The following is a 19,271-nucleotide window of genomic DNA, read 5'->3' as shown; positions in this document are numbered from 1 at the left end:
CACCGCGACCAGCCTCGACGGCTTCATCGCCGAACCGGACGGCTCCCTCGACTGGCTCTTCGAGGTCGAGGGGGAGGCTTCGAGCGCTTCAGGGCCTTCTTCGCCGGCGTCGGGGCCTTCGCGATGGGCGCGACCACGTACGAGTGGATCCTGGACCACGACCGGCTCCTGGAGCGGCCCGGGAAGTGGACCGAGTACTACGGCACCACCCCGGTCTGGGTCTTCACCCACCGGGACCTGCCCGCCGTCCCCGGGGCGGACGTCACCTTCGTGCGCGACGACGTCCGCCCCGTCCACGAGGCCATGACCGCCGCCGCCGGGGGCCGGAACATCTGGCTGGTGGGCGGCGGTGAACTGGTCGGCTCCTTCGCCGATCACGGGCTTCTGGACGACCTGATCCTGGGCGTCGCCCCGGTCACCCTCGGTGTCGGTGCACCGCTGCTGCCGAGGCGGCTGACCTCGGCCCGGCTGCGGCTGACGGACGTCGAGCGGGTCGGCCAGTTCGCCTACCTGACGTACACGACACGCTGAGGCCGGTACGGGTACCAGCACCGGTGCCTGCGATGCGCGGCGCGGTCCGGTTCCGTGCGAGCATCTGCGGATGCTCATACTCGCCGACGAACTCGGACGTCTCGCCTGCACGGTGACGGGGGAAGGCCCGCCCGTCGTCCTCGTGCACGCGGGCGTCGCCGACCACCGGATGTGGGACGGGGTCGTGCCCGGCCTCGCGCAGCACCACACCGTCATCCGCTACGACATGCGCGGCTTCGGCCAGTCCCCGCCACCGGCCGGCCCGTTCAGCGAACACGACGACCTGCGCCGCGTCCTGGACCACTTCGGCCTCGACCGCGCCCGCGTGGTCGGCGCGTCCTTCGGCGGCCGCGTGGCGCTCGACTTCACGCTCGCCCACCCCGGGCGCGTCCACTCCCTGGCCGTCTTCTCCCCGCCGTGGCCGGGGTACGACTGGTCGCCGCAGATGATCGCCTACGACGAGGCCGAGACCGAGGCGCTCGCGGCGGGCGACCACGAGGCCGCGGTCCGCGTCAACCTGGACATGTGGCTCCGCGGCCCGGCCCGCGGATGGGACGAGGTCCCCGCCGGGGCGGCCGACCGGCTGCGCGGGCCGCTGCGGACGGCGCTGACCCACCAGGGCACGGTCGACGCGCACTCGCAGGGCCGCGCGGACGGCGACGTCGCTGCCCTCTCCGTGCCCACCCTGATCGGCATCGGCCTCCTCGACGTGCCGGACTTCCAGGACATCGCCCGCCGCTACGCCGCCACGATCCCCGGCGCCACCCTGGCCGAGTTCCCTGCCGCGGCCCACCTCGTCGCCCTCGAAGCCCCCGCCGACGTCACGGCCGCCCTGCTTCCCTTCCTCGCCCGTTAGGCCGTGTCGTCAAAGGAGCGCCGGCCGCCCGGAGGGCGGGCCCAGCGGCGTCTGGTGCGGTGCATCGTAAGGCGGAGAGTCGTCCTCGTAGTGGGCTACTCGGACGATTCGACAACGCAGCGAGGTGCCGTGCCAGGCGCCGCTGGGCAGGCGGGACTTTGACGACACGGCCTAGCGCTGCCGCACCGCCAACGCGGTGGCCGTCCGGTCCGCGCCGTCCGCGCGTGGGGGCGCGCGGGTACGGATCATCCCCGCGGGACCGTGGACGTCCGGCGCGCCCCCGCACGCCGGACGGGGCAAGGGAAAGGAGCAACCCCTGTGGACATGAAACTCGAGGTCGTGGTGGTGCCCGTCGCCGACGTCGACCGGGCCAAGGACTTCTACGTGGGCCTCGGCTGGCGGCTGGACGCGGACCTCACCACCGGCGAGGACTTCCGCGTGGTCCAGGTGACCCCGCCCGGCTCGCCCTGCTCGGTCATCTTCGGCACCGGGGTCAGCTCGGCGGGGCCCGGCTCGGTCCAGGGCCTCCACCTGATCGTGGAGGACGTGGTCGCCGCCCGCGAGGAACTCGTGGGGCGCGGAGTCGAGGTGGCCGGACCGTTCCACGACGCCGGAGGGATCTTCCACCGTGCCGGGACGGAAGGACGTGTGTCCGGCCCCGACGCGGAGCGGCGCAGTTACTGCTCCTTCGCGTCGTTCAGCGACCCCGACGGCAACGAATGGGTGCTCCAGGAGATCACGGAGCGGCTGCCGGGCCGCTGACCTCCGCCCCTGGTGCCGTACGGTTGCGCACCGCGGGCGCGCGCCGCGCCCGCGGTGCGCAACCTTCACACGGTGGCGACGGCCTTCTGAGGCCCGGTCACGCCCAGGATGGCGAGGCAGTTCGTCCACAGCGGGCTGAGGCGCCCGGTGTCGTTGTACAGCTTGGCGAAGAGCACCTGTCCCTCGAGCTGGGCGACGATCGACGCCGCGGCCGCGTGGGTGTCGGCGACGGTGACATCACCGCACTCGCGGGCCTCGGTGACGACCTCGTCGATCATGTCGACCTGTGTCTCGAAGATCTCCTGCAGCCGTCCGCGGATGGACTCCGTCTGGTTGCTCATCTCCAGCGTCAGGTTGCCGAACATGCATCCGGAGACCGTGCCGCAGGACTGCTGGCCCGCGTGCTGGCTCTCCTCGGTCGCCTCGAACAGCCGGCGCAGCCGCTCCAGGGGTGCCTCGTCGGCGCCCAGGATGCGGGTCCACTCGCGCCTCTGCGCCGCCCAGTGCTCGTCGATGACGGTCAGGGCGAGGGCTTCCTTGGACTCGAAGAAGTAGTAGAAGCTGCCCTTGGGCACCCCGGCCGCCTTGCAGATCTCGGCCACCCCCAGGGCGGAGTAGCCGCGCTGCTCGATGAGCGTCTGCGCGGCAGTGATGATCTTCTCCCTGGCATCACTCGTGCGTCCCATGACAGCAGTATACGACCGATCGACTATTGTGTCGTCGACCGGTCGGTCCCGCTGCTTCCCCGGCCGGGAATCCCGACCGGCCCCCATCGTGGGCGCGCCGGCGGCGCGCGCGCCAGGACCGGTTTCCTCCCTGCTGCGAGGCTGCGACTCCCACACGCCCCCCGTGGCGGAGATCCGGCAGGCCAGGCCCTAGCATGGCGGCGTGGAGCTGCGTCAACTTCGGTATTTCGTCGCGGTCGCCGAGGAGCTGAACTTCGGGAGGGCGGCCGAACGGCTCCTGATCGCCGGGCCCTCACTGTCCCAGCAGATCAAGGCGCTCGAACGCGACCTGGGGGTCAGGCTCTTCGACCGCGACCGCCGTTCGGTGTCGATCACCCCCGCGGGCTCGGCGCTGCTCCCGCACGTCCGGGCGCTGCTGGAGCGCGCGGACGACGTGGGGCGCCGCGCCAAGCAGCTGGCCGGCTCGGAGGCGGTGCGGCTCGGCTACACCAACTGGCTCCCCGCCGACCTGGCGGCCCGTGCGTCCGCGGTGGCCCGGCTGCACGTGGACGCGTGGATCGGGCCCTCCCACACCCAGGCCGCCCGGGTGGCCGAGGGCGGCCTGGACCTCGCGGTCTGCTGGGTGCAGACGGCGGACCTGGAACGGTGCGGCCTGCGGTCCCGGCTCCTGGGTGCGGACCTGCTCTACGCGGTCTCCACCGGCGACGACACCAGTGCCGTCCGGGCCGAGGACACCGTCGTCCTCCTCGACGACGACACCACCACCTGGCAGTCGTGGAACGTCTACGCGGAGCGCTTCGCCGCCGACACGGGAGCCCGCACGATCCGTATCTCCGACGGCGGTATCACCGGCAGCGGGTTCTTCGACCACGTCCGCCGCTGCCGCGGACCGGTCGTCAACTCGCCCAAGGGCCAGACCACCCCACTCCCTCCGGACCTGGTCAAGCGGCCGGTGATCGCGCCCGAGGTCTACTGGACCTGGTCGCTGGTGTGGCGCGCCGACGAGGTCCGCGACTCGGTGCTGGCCGTGGTGGACGCCTTGGCCGAGGGTGTGGGCGACCTCGGCATCCACGGTCCCGACGTCTGGCTCCCCGACGGAGATCCCTACAAGCGATAGATTTTCGGCGATATGCCGGAATTGTCGCTCGGTTCTCGCGGTTATAGGTGACCGGTCGGCTATCTCGCCGGCGCGGTCCGCCCATCCATCGGGAGCAGGTCATGAGCGTTGAGGGTCAGAAGGTCGCGGTCGTCACCGGTGCGTCGCAGGGCATCGGTGCCGGTCTGGTCGAGGCGTACCGCAAGCTGGGGTACGCGGTGGTGGCCACGTCGCGGAACATCGGCGAGTCGGCGGACCCGGGGGTGGTGGCGGTGCGCGGGGACATCGCGGACCGGGGCACGGCGGAGCGGGTGATCGCGACGGCGGTGGAGCGGTTCGGCCGGGTGGACACGCTGGTCAACAACGCGGGGATCTTCGTGGCGAAGCCGTTCACGGAGTACACCGAAGAGGACTACCGGGCCGTGATGGCGGTGAACCTGGACGGCTTCTTCCGCGTCACGCAGCTGGCGGTGGAGCGGATGCTGCAGCAGGGCGGGGGACACGTCGTCCAGATCTCCAGCAGCCTCGGGGACCAGCCGGACGCGAAGGTGACGTCGGTGCTGGCGTCCCTGACCAAGGGCGGCCTGCAGTCGGCCACGAAGGCACTGGCGACCGAGTACGCGGCGCAGGGCATCCGGGCGAACGCGGTGGCGCTGGGCACGATCAAGACCCCGATGCACCCGGTGGAGACCCACGAGATGCTGGCGGGCCTGCACCCGGTGGGGCGCATGGGCGAGATCGACGACATCGTCGAGGCCGTCCTGTACCTGGAGAGGGCGCCCTTCGTGACGGGTGTGGTGCTGCCGGTCGACGGCGGCCAGAGCGCGGGCCGCTGACGTGCGGCGGCCTCCGCCGTGGTGGGAGGCAGGGCCTTCCGCCGCGGAGGACGCCGGTCGTGGCGTGCCGACCGGCCGTCGGGCCGGGTACGGCCTGGAACGACTCCTGGACGTCCTGCCCGTGGCGTCCTGCCCGTGGCGGCTGCGCCACGGGCGGGTGCACGACGCCGTCCTGTGCCTCCCCGTCCGGCACGACCAGCGCGAGCCCGGCACTCTTCGGCGTCAGGTGCGCAGCTCCCTTGACCTGCCGGAGGTGCCGGAGGAGGCCGCGGACGACGCCCTCGTGGTCGTCTCCGAGCTGGTCACCAACGCCGTCACGCACGGCACCTCGCCCGCAGAGCTGCCGATCGTCGCCGCCCTCGCGTCGGACCACGGCCTGACGGTCCGCCCCGGCGCCGGTGCCTGCTGGGCCGCCCTGCCCCTGGACCGCCCCCGGCGGGACGGCGAAGGCGGCGACCAGGCGGCATGCGTCGCGCTGACGACGGCTTTCGCCGCGCTCCTGCTCGCCGCGCTCCTGCTCGCCGCGGTCTTCACGGCGGGCTGCCTGCTGCAGTTCGTCTGAGACGGGGCGGGGGAGGAGCCCGCGCCCCGTCCCGGCGTCCTACAGGTCGAGCTGGTACTCGATCGCCTGGTGCGTGGGTCGGTAGCCCAGCGCGTCGTTGATGTTCCGCATGGGCCGGTTGCCGTCGGCGGTATCGGTCAGCAGACCGTCGAGTCCGGGGTGGCGCTGGCGCGCCTGCCGGATCGACTCGGCCTTCATCCACCGTCCCAGGCCGTGTCCCCGGTGCCCGGGCAGGACTGCGGTGCCGTAGTGCTGGCCGTCGCCCTTGCCGTGGCCCGGGACGACCAGCTCGGTGAACCCGGCGATGGAGCCGTCCGCATCGTCGACGGCCACGACGGTGTGCAGCAACTCCCCTCGCGCCTCGACGGCTTGGGCGGCAGCACGGACCCGGTCCACGTCCCAGGTCACCGTGCCGTAGGCGACGTCGTCCATCGGCATGTCGTCCATGGCCCGGCGTGACGCGGCGAACGTCGTGGCGAGGTCATCGGGCACGGTCCCGTGCCACGACGCCAGCCGGTATCCGGGGTGTGGACGCTCGACGATGTCACCGAGGGCACTGATGTCTACGTCGGCCATCGGGAGCCTGGCGAACGTCAGCGTGAGGGCCTTGCGGAAACCCCGTCCCGGGAGGAAACGGTCGCCGGGCGAACCGGCCTCGGCCTGGGCGATGACGCAACGCCGGCCGTCCGCCCGGGCAGCCGCCACGGCCGCGGCGAGCAGCCGCGAGCCGACGGCGCGGCGCCGCTCCACCGGATGGACGTGGAGCTTCAGTTCGGTGAGGTGTTCCTGCCCGGGACCGCTGAACAGGCGCAGGAACGCCGATCCGAGAGGAATCGCGTCCGCGTCGCTCGCCAGCCACGCCAGCCGGGAGCCGGACGGGCCGTGAGCGGGGTCGGTCAGTGGGGTGATGCGCATCGACAAGGTGTCTCCGTCGTCAGGAGGTGGGAAAGGGAACGCGGGATCGGCTGCCGGGCACTCCTGCACATGTGCCGCACACCTCCTCGTCGACGAAGCCGGCCGGTGACACCCGGTCGGCCGGGGGACGCTAACGGTTCCGCAGGTCGACGGCAACCCGTTTCGGATCCGGCAGCCCGGGAGCTCGCGGTCTCCCTCGACGGCTTCGTCACGGCGCCGCCTCGCCGCCGCGCGTGAGCGGGCGGAGGCGACGGCCTCGCTCCGCGGTGACGACCTCGCTCCCGTCCTGCCGGGCGCCGGGACGCCGCTGTTCACCGGCAGAGCGTGACCCCGACCTCGGCCGTGACGCACATGACCCACGACGTCGCCTGACGGCCCCGCAGGGTTCAGGACGAGGCGGAGGGGCTGCCCACGCCCTGTTCCCCGCCGGGGGCCGGGGCCGTCGACCCAGGCCGCGGGAGGGCCGCCCGTACGGCGGGAAGCGTCAGGACCAGGGCCACGGCCGCGAGTTGCCAGACCACGCCGAAGCCCAGCACCCCCGCGACGCCGAACAGGACGGACACCGGACCGGCCGCCGCGAGGCCCACCGGCCCGAGCGCGAAGGCGCCGAAGGTGCCGTAGGCGCTGACCCGGGCGAGCGCACCGGGGGGCACCTGGGACTGCGTGGCCGTGGCGTAGAGGGTGCCGCACACGGCCGAGCCGACTCCGGCCGCCAGCGCGGCGGCGCAGATCCACGGCAGCGGCAGCCCGGTGGCGAGGGCGGCCGACGGCATGGCCCAGCCCAGGGTGGCGGCCGTGCCCACGAACAGCGGGCGGCGGGGCCGGCGCCCCAGCATCGCCACGCCGCCCGCCACCGCTCCCGCCCCGTAAAGGGCCATGACCAGGCCCCAGGAGCTCGGCCCGCCGAGGTCCCGCTGGGCGACCAGCGGCCCGAGGACGAGGAACGGCGCCCACACGAAGAGGTTGAACAGGCAGACGTGGACCGAGGTGACCCACAGCCAGGTCCGGGAGCGGAACTCCGTCCAGCCCTCGCGCAGCTCCGCGACGAAGGACGAGGCCGGCCCCGCGGCCCGGACGGTCCGCGGCAGCAGGAGCAGGGCGACGACGCTCACCCCGTAGCTCACCGCGTCCACGGCGAGGACCGCGGAGGCGCCCGCGGCCGCCGTCAGGACGCCCGCGATCGCCGGGCCCGCGATCGAGGCCGCCGATCGGGCCACGCCGAGCAGCGCGTTGCCGTCGGAGAGCGCGTCACCCGGCACGATGCGGGGGACGAGCGCGTCGAGGGCCGGGGTGAACAGGGCCTCGGCCGCGCCCCAGACGACGACCAGCGCGATCAGCGTGGCCATGTGCGGATCACCGCCGAGGAGGGCCAGGGCGAGGCCGGCCTGGGTGAGGCAGCGGGTGACGTCCGCGGCGAGCATCACCTGCCGGCTGCCCCACCGGTCCGTGAGGACGCCGCCGGCGAGCAGGACCAGCACCAGCGGCAGGATCCGCGCCGCGAGGACCAGGCCGAGCTCGGTGCCCCCGCCGCCGGTCTCCAGGACCGCGAAGGCCAGCGCGACCGACGCCATCGACGATCCGAACAGCGAGGTGGTGTAGCCGATGAAGAAGCGCCGGAAGTCGCGTTCGCGCAGGACCGCGGGGCGGAGATCGAATGCCATGGGCGCAGCGTGCAGGGGGCGCGCGGCGACACGCCAGGCCCGCGAAAAAAATTATTGAGTCGGGTCGAATCAACTTAGAATGGCTCCGGTTCGCACCGCAGAGTGATTTACTGCGGTCGATCTCGGGATCGACAGGGGAGAGGCGTCGCATGACCCAGCCGGTGGAGTACGCCGTCGCTGTCGACCGCTTCCTCGCCGCTTCCGGGCTGGGCGCAGGCTCGCGGCGGGTCTACCGGATCGCGCTGGCCACCTGGGCCTGGGGGCTCGTCGACCGCCCCCTGCCCGTCGGCGGAGGACGCCGCAACGCCGAGCCCCCGGCGGTCCCGCTGGCCCTGCTCGACGCACCGGGCACCGCGGGGCGGCTACGCGAGGCCTTCGCAGCACGGTCCGCGGCCGTCGGTGCCCGCACCGCCAACCGTGAACTGTCGGTCCTCTGCAGCGCCGTGACGTGGTGGAGTGCGCAGGGCTGGCTGTCGGGCGACCCCACGGAGGACCTGCGGGCGCTACCCGTGCCGAAGGCACGCCGAGCCGGGGCCGGACTCGGCGCCGACCAGGTGCGCGAGGTGCTCCGGCTGTCCGCACCGCTGCGGGAGCAGGCGTTCTGGCATCTGCTCCACGAGACCGGGGCCACCATCGAACGGCTGCTCGCGCTGGACGTCGACGACCTCGACATGCCGGGCCGCCGCACCCGCGAGCGCACCGGGATGCCGCTGCGCTGGGGGGACGGATCGGCCCGGCTGCTGCCGCTGCTCGCCCTCGGGCGGGTCGACGGGCCGCTGTTCCGCACCGGCCGCGGGCGGCTCTCCTACCGGCGCGCCGCGGAGTTGTTCACCGCCGCCACGCGCCCGCTGGACGTGCGGGGGCGCGGCTGGACGCTCCGGCAACTCCAGGCGGCGGGCCGGCGCTGACCCGTCCGCCGTCCGGCGTCCGGCGTCCGGCGTCAGCCGAGGACCCGCAGGGCGCTCTCGACGGCCGCGGCCATCTGCGTGCGCGCGGAGGAGAGGTAGCGGCGCGGGTCGACGGTGGCGGAGTCGGCCGAAAGGAAGCCGCGCACCGCGCCGGTGAAGGCGATGTTGAGTGCCGTACCGATGTTGATCTTGACCATGCCCGCGGCGACGGCACGGCGCAGTTCGTCGTCGGGGACGCCGGTGGAGCCGTGCAGGACCAGCGGGACGGGCACCGCACCCCGGAGACGGGAGATCAGGTCGTGGTCGAGCCGTGCCGTGCGGGTCGTCATGGCGTGCGAGCTGCCGACGGCGACCGCGAGGGCGTCGATCCCGGTGGCGGCCACGAAGGCGGCGGCCTCGTCGGGGTCGGTGCGGGCCCCCGGGGCGTGCACGCCGTCCTTGCCGCCTATCTCGCCGAGTTCGGCCTCCAGCCACAGACCGTGGTCGTGCGCCCAGTCCGCCGCGGCGCGCGTGGCGGCGACGTTGCGGTCGTGGGGGAGGGCGGACGCGTCGTACATCACGGAGCCGAAGCCGCAGTCCGCGGCACGGCGCAGCAGGGCCTCGTCGGTGACGTGGTCGAGGTGGAGGCCCACGGGGACCGCGGCCGACTCGGCCACCGAGGCGGTCGCGCGGGCGATCGGGGCGAGGGAACCACCGTGGAAACGGACCGCGTTCTCGCTGATCTGGCACACCGCGGGGCGTCCGGCGGCCTCCGCGCCGGCGACGACCGCCTCGGCGTGCTCCAGGGTGATGACGTTGAAGGCGCCGATCCCGCGTCGGTCGGCGTGCGCCGCGCGGACGAGTTCGGCGGTGGGGACCAGCGGCATGACGCGGCGACCTCTCGATGGAATGATGTTGAGTGAACATGATGGTTCGGTCCGGAAAAAGCGCAGAAATGTGCGCTGCCGCGCGTGGGCGCGGCACCGGGCCGGCACACCCACCGACAGGGGGCGAGGAGATGGCGGGACCACAGGCCCGATGGAGCGCGCTGCTGGAGATGCTGACCCGCGACGGGAGCGTCGAGGTCGAGGCCGCAGCGGCCGAACTGGCGGTGTCCGCCGCGACGATCCGGCGCGACCTGGACGAACTGGCCCGGCAGAACATGGTCACCCGCACCCACGGCGGCGCGGTGATCAACGCGATCGCCTATGACCTGCCGCTGCGTTACAAGGCCGCCCGCAACGCCCCGGAGAAGGAGCACATCGCCCGGGCGGCGGCGGCCCTGGTGAAGCCGGGCACGGTGGTCGGGCTCAACGGCGGCACCACGACCACCGAGGTCGCCCGCGCCCTCGCCGCGCGCGCCGACCTCGCCGACAGCGGCACCGAGACCGCTCTGACCGTCGTCACCAACGCGCTGAACATCGCCGGTGAACTGGCCGTCCGGCGGCACGTGAAGCTGGTGGTGACCGGCGGTGTCGCCCGGCCGGCCTCGTACGAGCTGATCGGGCCGCTGGCCGCGGAACTCCTCGCGCAGCTCACCCTCGACCTGGTCTTCCTCGGCGTGGACGCCATCGACGTCACGCATGGCGCGGCGGCCCGGCACGAGGGCGAGGCGAGCATCAACCGTGCGCTCGCCCGGCGCGCCGAGCGGGTCGTGGTCGTCGCCGACGCCTCCAAGCTGGGCAAGCGTGCCTTCGCGCGGATCTGCCCGGTGGAGGAGGTCGACGTCCTGGTGACGGACGGGACCGCTCCGCCCGCGCTCACCGAGCCCTTCGCGGCGGCCGGCGTGGAGGTCGTCCGCGCCTGACCTGGCCTGCCGTCGCACCGGCCGTCTCCCCCTTCCGCCGTCCTGCCACCGCATGAAGCAGCATGCAATTTTCTGCAGGAAAATTGCTAGAGTCGAGCAACTTCACACATGATGCTCGACCGGGCGTGCTCGGTGTCAAGGGCCGCCGGACAGGGACGGAGTCCATCGATGAGCGAGAGCAGGACCGAGACCGAGATACGGACCCAGCCGGAGTGCTGGCGCCGCGCCGTCGCGCTCGCGGACGACGCGGAGACGGCGGCGTGGCGCGCTGCGATGCCCCGGGCCGGTGAACGGGTGGCGGTGGTGGGCTGCGGCACCTCGTGGTTCGTGGCGCACGCCTATGCCGTGCTCCGCGAGACCGCGGGGCAGGGTGAGACGGACGCTTTCGCCGCTTCGGAGATGCCGGCCGGCCGGGCGTACGACCGGGTCGTCGCCCTCACCCGGTCCGGCACGACGACCGAGGTGCTGGAGGTGCTGACCCGGCTGCGCGGCACCACCCCCACGGTGGCGGTCACCGCCGATCCCGCCACCCCGGTCATGGAACTGGCCGACGCGGCGGTGGTGCTGGACTTCGCCGACGAGACCTCGGTCGTCCAGACGCGCTTCGCCACCACCGAACTCGTCCTGCTGCGCGCCCTGCTGGGGGAGGACCTGACCGGACTGCCCGCCCAGGCGGAGGCGGCGCTCGCCGCGCCGCTGCCCGACGGGCTGCTGGAGACCGAGCAGTTCACCTTCCTCGGCCGCGGCTGGGCCTACGGCGTCGCGCAGGAGGCGGCGCTCAAGATGCGGGAGGCGGCCGGCGCCTGGACGGAGGCGTACCCGGTCATGGAGTACCGGCACGGCCCGATCAGCGTCACCGGGCCCGGCCGGGTGGCCTGGTGGTTCGGCGACCCCGCGGACCTCCCGGCGGGGCTGGCGGGGGAGGTCGCCCGCACCGGCGGACGCCTGGTGGCCCTGGGGCGCGACCCGCTGGCCGATCTGGTCGTCGTCCAGCGGCTGGCCGCCGCGCTCGGTGCCGCACGCGGCCTCGACCCGGACGCGCCCCGCCACCTGACGCGCTCGGTGGTGCTGGCGGACGGCCGGGGCTGACGGCCGGGCCGACCGACGACCCCCGCCGCCGTCCGGCGTGACACGAATGCCGTCCCCGCCCCGAGGAGGGGCGGGGACGGCATTCGTGTGTGGTTTTTCATGTGCGGTTTGTCAGGACTTGTACCACTTCTGGTTCTTCGTCCCGTAGCACGTCCACAGTTGGAGCGGGGTGCCGGCGGCCGTGCCCTTGTCGACCACGTCGACGCACTTGTTCTTGTTCGTCAGGTCGTTCGACGTGTTGAGCCTGAACTGCTGGGCCCAGCCGCCGTTGCAGCGGGCCAGTTGGATGACCGCACCGTCCGTGAACGAGGCGGCGGCCAGGTCCATGCACATGCCGAAGGCGCGTATGGTCCCGTCGGAGCGGAAGTCCCACTTCTGCCAGGCGCCGCCGTCGCAGTCCTGGATCTGCAGCCGGGCGCCGTCGCGGCCGGTGCTGTTCTTCGCGCCGCTGACCGCGATGCAGCGGCCGCTCTGCGAACTGCGGATCCGCACGCCGGGCACGGTGGCGGGCTGCTGCGCCTTGCTGGGCGTGGGCTGGCCGGCCGACGAACCCGATGTGGAGCCCGACGAGCCGCCGGAACCGCTGGAGGCCGAACCGCCGCCGGTGGCCGAACCGCCGCCGCTTCCGGTGCTTCCGCCGCCTCCGGTGCTGCCGGGTTCACCGCCCACTGCCGGAAGGCCGCCGCCGGTGCTGCCGGTCCCGCCCGCCGCGCCGCCGCCGTTCGTGCCTCCCTGGGACCCGGAGGCCGGCGGGACGTTGCCGCCCCCGGCGGGGGAGCCCTTGGTTCCGTTCGTGCCGGGCGACGCCGGCAGGATGCCGCTCTGCGAAGCGCTGGGCTCGACGGCCGCCACCGGGTCGCCCTTGCCGCCCCCGTCGGGCAGCACGTCAATTCGCGCCATCAAGGGCACGACCAGTACCGCGCAGCCGATGACGGCCGACGTGGTCGCCAGTACGCTCCACGCCCGCCTGTCCGGCAGCAGCCGCCGGTGCGGCAGCGAGGGGCGTCGGGCGAAGGTGTCCGCGAAACGGGGCGTGGCCCCGTCGAGAACCTCGGGGTCCCGTGGATCGGGATGGGGAGGCACGTGGTCTCCTGTCGGCTCGGGAATCTGCGCGGAAGCGTAGGGCGCGCGTCCGCCCTTCGATTTCGGCAAGGTGAACAATAGTTTAAGATTTCACCAAGTGTGACAGTGAATGATCGAATATGCGCCAACACTGTGGTCAGAGCATCTCGTTCAGCAGCTTAATCTTTACGCCATGTGTGTGAACGAGTCCGACTGTCGTGAGGGCGAGGCGGACATCCTCGCGGACCACGACACCGGCGGCGCCGACGAACACAGTGCTGTCGCCAGCCTGATCATCGCCGAGCGGGACAGTCTCCGGAGGTTCGTCACCGGCCTTATGGGCCGCGACGTGCATGCCGCGGAGGACGTGCTGCAGGAGACCCTGCTGCGTGCCCTGCAGCGCGCCGGGCGGTTGGACGTGCACGAGCGTCCGGTCCGCATGTGGCTCTTCCGGGTCGCCCGCAACCTCGTCGTCGACCACCGCCGTCGCGACCGCTCCGTGCCCGTCGGCATCACCGCCGCGGACTTCGCGGGCACCGCGCTCGACCACGCCGGCGACCACGCCGGTCTCGTCGAGGACCGTTCCGTGCTCCTCGCCGCGCTGAGCGCCCTGCCGCCCGCGCACCGCGAGGCCGTGGTCCGGGTGCACGTGATGGACCAGACCGGGGCCGACGCCGCCGCCGAGATGGGCGTACCGCGGGGTACGGTCAAGTCCCGGACCCACCATGGCGTGCGGGCCCTGAGGGCCGAACTCGCCCGCCGCGGCGTGGACGGAGTGGCCGCGTGAACGTCCCCGCCGGCTGGACCCGGCTCATCGCGCTCATCGGTCTGCTGATCCTCGTCGTCGTGGTGGCGCACTGGCTCGTCCGCCGCAAGGGGGGCTGGGGCGCACTGCGCCGCCGCGTCGTGCGCGAACTGACGACGGCCGCACGCGCCTTCGCCACGCCCGTCCGCACGCAGCTGCGGCACCGCAGCGGCCTGCGTGTGCTCGCGCGTCTGCTGCGTGACGACGCCGGGTGGACGGACGCCGCGACCGCGCTGCGCCGCGCCGCCGCCGAACGGCCCGGCGCCCGGCCGTACGCGACGCTGCTGGGCACCGACGTCGTCGGCGTGTACGTCGCCCACGGCCACGGCGAGGGCGCGCTGCCCGAACCCTGGGCCCGTGACGCGGCCGAGCCGCGCCTGTGGTGGATCGGCCGCGCCGACCTCGGCACCGCGCCGGAGACCGGGCACGGCGGCGAGGCCCCCGTGCTCGTCTGCCTCGGCAGGGCCGGTACGGACGCGGTGCTCCTCGACCTGACGGCCGTTCCCCCGGCGGTCTCCGTCACCGGCGAGCGGCGCACCGCCCGCGCGGTCCTGCAGGCCCTCGCGGCCCAGCTCGACGCCCGCCTCCCGGCCGGTCGCGTCGTGGTCGGCGCCGGGGTGCACCCCCGGCACGACGGCCCCACCGACGTCTTCGAGCGGCTCGACGCCGGCTACGCCGTGAGCGCCGAGGCACCGGAGCGCAACCGGCCGGCCCGCGTGCGTCTGCTCACCCTGGGCGTGGCCCACCACAGCACCCTGATCCTGGAAGCGGACCGGGACGGCCACCTGCGCCTGCACGGCGGCCCGCCCGCCCTCACCGTCGACGCGCTGCCCCTGGCCCGCGCCGTCGCCCGGCTGGTACGCACCCTGCCGCCCGTCCCCGGGGACGACGGTGGCTCCGGTCCGAACCCGCCGAAGGTGCTCGGCACCGTGTCAGCCGACGACGACCTCGTCGAGACCGGACTCCCGCCCACCGCCATGGCCGTCTCCGCGACCGCCCCCCGCCCCGAGCCCGCCCCGGCCGCCCCCCGCCCCGAGACCGCCCCCGCCGCCACCGAACACGGCGACGAGGACGGCGACCTCGCCGAACCGACCGCATTCGGACCGGCGGGCGTCTCCGCCGCCACCGCACGCTCCTCGTCCTCGTGACGCCCGAACTGGGAAGACCGTGAACCTCACCATCACCACCGTCGACGGCGCGGACGGTGCGCGCCGCGACCACCTCGTAGGGCTGCCACCGCGCACCACCGTCGCGGACCTCTCGGAGGCCGTGGACGGGGCGCGAAGCCGCGACCTCTACCTCGACGGCCGCCGGCTCGACCCCGACGCGCCCGTCGATGCGGCGGGACTGCGCGAAGGCGGCGTCCTGGGCCTGGGTGCCCCCGGCAAGGACCCCGACCGGGTACGCGTCGGCGCCGGGACCGACGCCGGACCGGTGCTCGCCGAGGTCCACGTGGTCTCCGGACCGCAGGCCGGGCGCACCTGGCGGCTCGGGTTCGGCAGCCACGAGGTCGGCTCCGGACCGCTCTGCGCGATCCGTCTCGGGGGCGACGGCGTCCCCGAGGGCGGCCTGTGGGTGACGGTCGGCGCCGAGGGCTCCGCCCACTGGCACCGCACCAGCACCGCGCCCGGTGACGAGGTGCGCGGCCGGGTTGCCGCGCCCCCGCCGGACGACGCGGTCACCGCCCTGCGCCGCACCCGTCCGCACAAGGTCACCACCGAGCGCACCGCCGCCCAGGGGCAGCCGGTGCCGTGGCCGCCCGGCGAGGACCTGACCGTCGGCTCCGTCCTGCTGAGGATGAGCGCGCCGGTCGAGGCGGACGCCGCCGTCACCGAGTCCGCGGACGGCTTCGGCATCGACTACAACCGCCCGCCGCGCATCGCCCCGCACCTGGACGGTGAGCGGGTGCGGCTGCCCTCGCCGCCCTCGGCCCCCGCCAAGCGGCCCTTCCCCGCGGCCATGATGATCGCCCCGGTGATCATGGGCTTCTTCATGGTCGCCATCTTCAAGTCGTATTACTTCCTCGCCTTCATCCTGCTCGGCCCGATGATGATGGTCTCCAACTGGGTCACCGGCCGGCGCACCGCCCGCAAGGAGTACGAGGAGGCGGACCGGCAGTACAACCGGCGCCGGATCGTGGTCGAGGACGGCGTCCGCGAGGCCGTCGCCCGCGAGCGCCGGGTACGCCATGTCACCGGCCCCGACCCCGCCGCCGTCGCCCTGATGGCCACCGGGCCGGGCAGTCGGCTCTGGGAGCGGCGCCGCCACGACCCCGACCACCTCGTGCTGCGGCTGGGCACCGCCGACCAGCCCTCGCTGCGCGAACTCGAGGACCCCGCCCGGGACGAGAACCACCGCACCATCCGCTGGAACATCCCCGACGCCCCTATCGGCATGGACCTCAGTGGCCACGGCGTGGTGGGCGTGGCCGGCCCCGCCGCCGAGGTGCAGCCGCTCGCCCGCTGGATGGCCGTGCAGGCGGCGGTGCTGCACACTCCCCGCGACCTGCGGATCGTGCTGCTCACCGATTCCAGCCGCGCCGGCGACTGGGCCTGGGTGCGCTGGCTCCCGCACGTGCGGCCCGCCGCGCCAGGCGGCCCGCTCGTCCTGATCGGCAACGACCCCGAGTCGACCGCGGCCCGCGTGTCGGAACTGGTCGCGCAGATCCAGGTGCGCAAGCGGGCCACGCGCTCCGACCGCAACGCCGCCCCCGTCGGCCCCGACGTCCTGGTGATCGCCGACGGTGCCCGGCGGCTGCGCGACGTGCCCGGCATGGTCCAGGTCCTCACCGAGGGCCCGGCCGTACGCGTCTTCAGCCTGTGCCTCGACGACCAGGAGCGGCTGCTGCCCGAGGAGAGCACCGGTGTGGTGCTCGCCGAGGCCGGCCGGCTCACCGTCAAGCGCCCCGGCACGCCCGACGTCCCGGGGGTCCGCGCCGACCACGTCACGCCCGAGTGGTGCGAGCAGGTCGCCCGCGCCGTGGCGCCGGTCCGCGACGTCAGCCCCGAGCACGACGCGGGGCTCCCACAGCGGGTGAAGCTGCTGGACCTGCTGAACCAGGAACCGCCCAGCGCCGAGAAGATCCTGGCGGGCTGGCGCTCCCGGCCCTCCGCCACCTCCTTCGTGCTCGGCAGCGGCTTCGAGGGCCCGTTCTCCCTCGACCTCGTGCAGGACGGCCCGCACGGACTGGTCGCCGGCACCACCGGCTCCGGAAAGTCCGAGCTGCTGCAGACCTTCGTCGCCTCCCTCGCCGCCGCCAACCGGCCCGACGAGCTGACCTTCGTCCTCGTCGACTACAAGGGCGGCAGCGCCTTCAAGGAGTGCGCGCAGTTGCCGCACACCCTCGGCATGGTCACCGACCTCGACGCGCACCTCGTCGAACGCGCCCTGGAGTCGCTGGGCGCCGAGCTGATGCGGCGAGAGCACGTCCTCGCTGCCGCCAACGCCAAGGACCTCCCCGAGTACCAGGCCAAGCGCGCCGCCGACCCCACGCTCGCGCCGCTTCCGCGGCTCCTGCTGGTGATCGACGAGTTCGCCACCCTGGTGCGCGAGGTGCCCGACTTCGTGCCCGGACTCATCAGCATCGCCCAGCGCGGACGGTCGCTCGGCATCCACCTGGTCCTGGCCACCCAGCGTCCCGCCGGTGTGGTGACCGCGGACATCCGCGCCAACACCAACCTCCGGATCGCGCTGCGCGTCACCGACCAGTCCGAGAGCCAGGACGTCATCGACGTCAACGACGCCGTCGACATCTCCGCCACCACCCCCGGCCGTGCCCTGGTGCGGCGCGGGCCGAAGTCCGCCGAGCCGTTCCAGACGGCCTGGGTTGGCGCCGAGCGGCCGCGGCCAAAGAGCGAGGCGGAGACCGAGGCCGAGAGCGGCGCGCGCAAGCCCGTCGTGGCGTCGGAGCTGTCCTGGGACGCACTCGGGCGGGCCGCGGCCCCGCCGGCGTCCGAGGTCGTCCTCACCCAGAGCGCCCAGGCGCCCGCCCCCACCGACCTCCAGGTCCTGGTGGAGGAGATCCGCACGGCCGTGGACCAGCTGGAGGACTACACCCCGCAGCCCAGCCCCTGGCTGCCCGCGCTGGAGCGCCGGGTCCTGCTCGACGACCTCGACGCGATGAATCCCGTCCGCGAGGGACGCCTGCTGATCCCCTACGCCCTGGAGGACGTGCCGCAGCTGCAGCGGCGCCACGTGGCCGCCGCCGACCTCAGCAGCTTCGGCCACCTGTACGTCATCGGTGCGCCCCGCTCCGGCCGCACCCAGGTGCTGCGCACCCTGGCCGGTTCCGCCGCCCGCCACCAGAGCACCGCCGACGTGCACTTCTACGGCATCGACGCGGCCGGCGGCGGCCTGGCCGCACTCACCACGCTCCCGCACTGCGGCGCCGTCGTCCCCCGCCACGACACCGAGCGGCTGGAACGGCTGCTGCGCCGCCTCAACCAGGAACTCGTCAGCCGCCAGGAGCTGGCGCAGCGGCACAGCGCCACGGGTATCGACGAGCTCCGGAAGGTGCTTCCGAAGGCCGAACGCCCGGCGCACATCCTGCTGCTGGTCGACGGCTGGGACGCCCTGTCGGCCATGCTCGACGAGCACGAGTACAGCCACATGTACCAGGACATGGTCCGCCTGGTCCGCGAGGGCGCAGGTGCGGGCATCCACTTCATCGGCACCTCCGAACGCTCCCTGCTCAGCGGCCGCATGGCGGCGCACAACGACCACCGGTTGCTCCTGCGGCCCGGCGACCGCTCCGACGTTCAGGCCGTCGGCATGAAGCCCGGCAAACTGCCGGCGGAGATCCCGCCGGGCCGCGGCTGGCACGTCCTGACCGGTACCGAGACCCAGGTCGCGCTGCTCGCCCCTGGCGGCGGCACCGAGCAGGTCGAGGCGCTGCGCAAGATCGGGGCCGCAGCGCTCAAGCGCGACGCGCGGTTGCCGCAGGAGCGGCGCCCCTTCACGGTGGCCTCGCTGCCGCGGTCGGCGGAGTTCGCCGACGTCTACGACAAGGTGCCCGCGGGGCAGCGGCGGCCTCTGTGGGGCCTGCTTGGCATCGGCGGCGACGGGGGAGAGCCGGTCGGCGTCGACCTCGCGGGCGCGTCCGCGGTGTTCGGCGTCATCGGCCCCACGGGGTCCGGGCGCAGCAACACGCTGGCCTCGTTGGCGGTCTCGCTGCTCGCCGGCGGTACCTCACTGGTCGTCCTCACCCCGCGCGAGTCCCCGCTGCGCGGACTCAGCCGGCACACCACGGTCCGCGTCATCACCGACACCGAACCGACCGAGGAGGCGGTGCGCTCCGCGCTCGCCGCGCTGCCCGGCCCGCGGGTGGTGATGGTCGACGACGCCGACCTGCTGGCGATGTCCGGCGCGGACAAACTCCTCAAGGAGATCACGGTGTCCGGCCGCGACCAGGGCCTCGGCCTCGTCTACGCCGCGACCGCCGACGGTGTCCAGGGCGGCATGAGCGGCTGGATGTCCAGCGCCCGCAAGGCCCGCCGCGGCCTGCTGCTGGGGCCGAAGAGCACCACCGAGGGAGACCTGATCGGCGTACGGCTGCCGCACGCCGTCACCCGGGTGGCACCCCATGCGGGCCGCGGCTGGACCGCGGGACCGGGCAACGAGGTGATGGCGCTCCAGGTGCCGCTGACCTCGCTCCGCACGGAGTGACCCCCGTGCCGTGGCCCGCACCGGAGTGCGGGTCACGGCACGGGCCCCGGAG

General features: G+C 73.8%; 17 protein-coding genes. 12 read left to right on the top strand and 5 right to left on the bottom strand.

The window, feature by feature from the left end:
• The first annotated feature begins 123 nt into the window (after positions 1–123).
• The 3 genes from AC1VWI_RS03565 to AC1VWI_RS03555 all read left to right on the top strand — a co-directional run bounded on the left by AC1VWI_RS03565 (position 124) and on the right by AC1VWI_RS03555 (position 2,149).
• Positions 124–531 carry a dihydrofolate reductase family protein gene (locus AC1VWI_RS03565; RefSeq protein WP_499509430.1) on the top strand — a complete coding sequence of 136 codons (408 nt, stop codon included), beginning with the start codon at positions 124–126 and terminating at the stop codon, positions 529–531.
• A gap of 70 nt (positions 532–601) precedes the next feature.
• Complete coding sequence (locus tag AC1VWI_RS03560) at positions 602–1,387, top strand: alpha/beta fold hydrolase (RefSeq protein ID WP_499509429.1); 786 nt, start codon at positions 602–604, stop codon at positions 1,385–1,387.
• A 318-nt stretch (positions 1,388–1,705) separates the two neighbouring features.
• Positions 1,706–2,149, top strand: coding sequence for a VOC family protein (locus AC1VWI_RS03555; RefSeq protein WP_499509428.1), 444 nt, complete (start codon positions 1,706–1,708; stop codon positions 2,147–2,149).
• 65 nt (positions 2,150–2,214) lie between these two features.
• On the opposite strand, the gene AC1VWI_RS03550 is transcribed toward AC1VWI_RS03555, so the two are convergent.
• On the bottom strand, positions 2,215–2,835 hold the full coding sequence (locus tag AC1VWI_RS03550) for a TetR/AcrR family transcriptional regulator (RefSeq protein WP_499509427.1): 621 nt from the start codon (positions 2,833–2,835) through the stop codon (positions 2,215–2,217).
• Positions 2,836–3,037: 202 nt separating this feature from the next.
• On the opposite strand from AC1VWI_RS03550, the gene AC1VWI_RS03545 reads away from it, so the two are divergent.
• The 3 genes from AC1VWI_RS03545 to AC1VWI_RS03535 all read left to right on the top strand — a co-directional run bounded on the left by AC1VWI_RS03545 (position 3,038) and on the right by AC1VWI_RS03535 (position 5,329).
• A complete protein-coding gene (locus AC1VWI_RS03545) occupies positions 3,038–3,952 on the top strand; it encodes a LysR family transcriptional regulator (RefSeq protein WP_499509426.1) in 915 nt (304 codons plus the stop codon).
• A gap of 101 nt (positions 3,953–4,053) precedes the next feature.
• Entirely contained in the window at positions 4,054–4,767 is a 714-nt protein-coding gene (locus tag AC1VWI_RS03540) for an SDR family NAD(P)-dependent oxidoreductase (RefSeq protein ID WP_499509425.1), read from the top strand.
• Positions 4,768–4,831: 64 nt separating this feature from the next.
• Positions 4,832–5,329, top strand: coding sequence for a hypothetical protein (locus AC1VWI_RS03535; RefSeq protein WP_499509424.1), 498 nt, complete (start codon positions 4,832–4,834; stop codon positions 5,327–5,329).
• Between the two features lie 39 nt (positions 5,330–5,368).
• Here AC1VWI_RS03535 and AC1VWI_RS03530 read toward each other — a convergent pair whose 3' ends face one another.
• Together AC1VWI_RS03530 and AC1VWI_RS03525 are read right to left on the bottom strand one after the other, a co-directional pair.
• Positions 5,369–6,250 carry a GNAT family N-acetyltransferase gene (locus tag AC1VWI_RS03530; RefSeq protein ID WP_499509423.1) on the bottom strand — a complete coding sequence of 294 codons (882 nt, stop codon included), beginning with the start codon at positions 6,248–6,250 and terminating at the stop codon, positions 5,369–5,371.
• 380 nt (positions 6,251–6,630) lie between these two features.
• Positions 6,631–7,905 carry an MFS transporter gene (locus tag AC1VWI_RS03525; RefSeq protein WP_499509422.1) on the bottom strand — a complete coding sequence of 425 codons (1,275 nt, stop codon included), beginning with the start codon at positions 7,903–7,905 and terminating at the stop codon, positions 6,631–6,633.
• A 149-nt stretch (positions 7,906–8,054) separates the two neighbouring features.
• On the opposite strand from AC1VWI_RS03525, the gene AC1VWI_RS03520 reads away from it, so the two are divergent.
• Positions 8,055–8,813 carry a hypothetical protein gene (locus AC1VWI_RS03520; protein WP_499509421.1) on the top strand — a complete coding sequence of 253 codons (759 nt, stop codon included), beginning with the start codon at positions 8,055–8,057 and terminating at the stop codon, positions 8,811–8,813.
• 32 nt (positions 8,814–8,845) lie between these two features.
• Here the strand turns inward: AC1VWI_RS03520 and AC1VWI_RS03515 are convergent, their stop codons facing one another.
• Entirely contained in the window at positions 8,846–9,679 is an 834-nt protein-coding gene (locus AC1VWI_RS03515) for a class II fructose-bisphosphate aldolase (RefSeq protein WP_499509420.1), read from the bottom strand.
• Between the two features lie 131 nt (positions 9,680–9,810).
• Between AC1VWI_RS03515 and AC1VWI_RS03510 the strand changes: the two genes are divergently transcribed.
• Positions 9,811–10,599: a DeoR family transcriptional regulator gene (locus AC1VWI_RS03510; protein WP_499509419.1), complete on the top strand. Its 789-nt coding sequence runs from the start codon at positions 9,811–9,813 to the stop codon at positions 10,597–10,599.
• Between the two features lie 168 nt (positions 10,600–10,767).
• A complete protein-coding gene (locus AC1VWI_RS03505) occupies positions 10,768–11,688 on the top strand; it encodes an SIS domain-containing protein (protein ID WP_499509418.1) in 921 nt (306 codons plus the stop codon).
• A 111-nt stretch (positions 11,689–11,799) separates the two neighbouring features.
• On the opposite strand, the gene AC1VWI_RS03500 is transcribed toward AC1VWI_RS03505, so the two are convergent.
• Positions 11,800–12,771 carry a ricin-type beta-trefoil lectin domain protein gene (locus AC1VWI_RS03500; RefSeq protein WP_499509417.1) on the bottom strand — a complete coding sequence of 324 codons (972 nt, stop codon included), beginning with the start codon at positions 12,769–12,771 and terminating at the stop codon, positions 11,800–11,802.
• A gap of 172 nt (positions 12,772–12,943) precedes the next feature.
• Between AC1VWI_RS03500 and AC1VWI_RS03495 the strand changes: the two genes are divergently transcribed.
• From AC1VWI_RS03495 to AC1VWI_RS03485, 3 genes are read left to right on the top strand one after another with little or no spacing between them, the layout of a single operon-like run.
• The gene (locus tag AC1VWI_RS03495) at positions 12,944–13,537 is read left to right on the top strand and encodes a sigma-70 family RNA polymerase sigma factor (protein ID WP_499509416.1); all 594 of its coding nucleotides are present in this window, start codon (positions 12,944–12,946) and stop codon (positions 13,535–13,537) included.
• Positions 13,534–14,703, top strand: coding sequence for a hypothetical protein (locus tag AC1VWI_RS03490; protein ID WP_499509415.1), 1,170 nt, complete (start codon positions 13,534–13,536; stop codon positions 14,701–14,703). The genes AC1VWI_RS03495 and AC1VWI_RS03490 overlap by 4 nt, the downstream gene beginning before the upstream one ends.
• Before the next feature lie 19 nt (positions 14,704–14,722).
• Positions 14,723–19,219, top strand: a complete 4,497-nt coding sequence (locus AC1VWI_RS03485) for an FtsK/SpoIIIE domain-containing protein (protein WP_499509414.1) — start codon at positions 14,723–14,725, stop codon at positions 19,217–19,219.
• Positions 19,220–19,271 lie beyond the last annotated feature (52 nt).

It is taken from the genome of Streptomyces sp. TOM-9, assembly GCF_056858595.1.
This window is presented reverse-complemented; position numbering and strand designations above follow the sequence as displayed.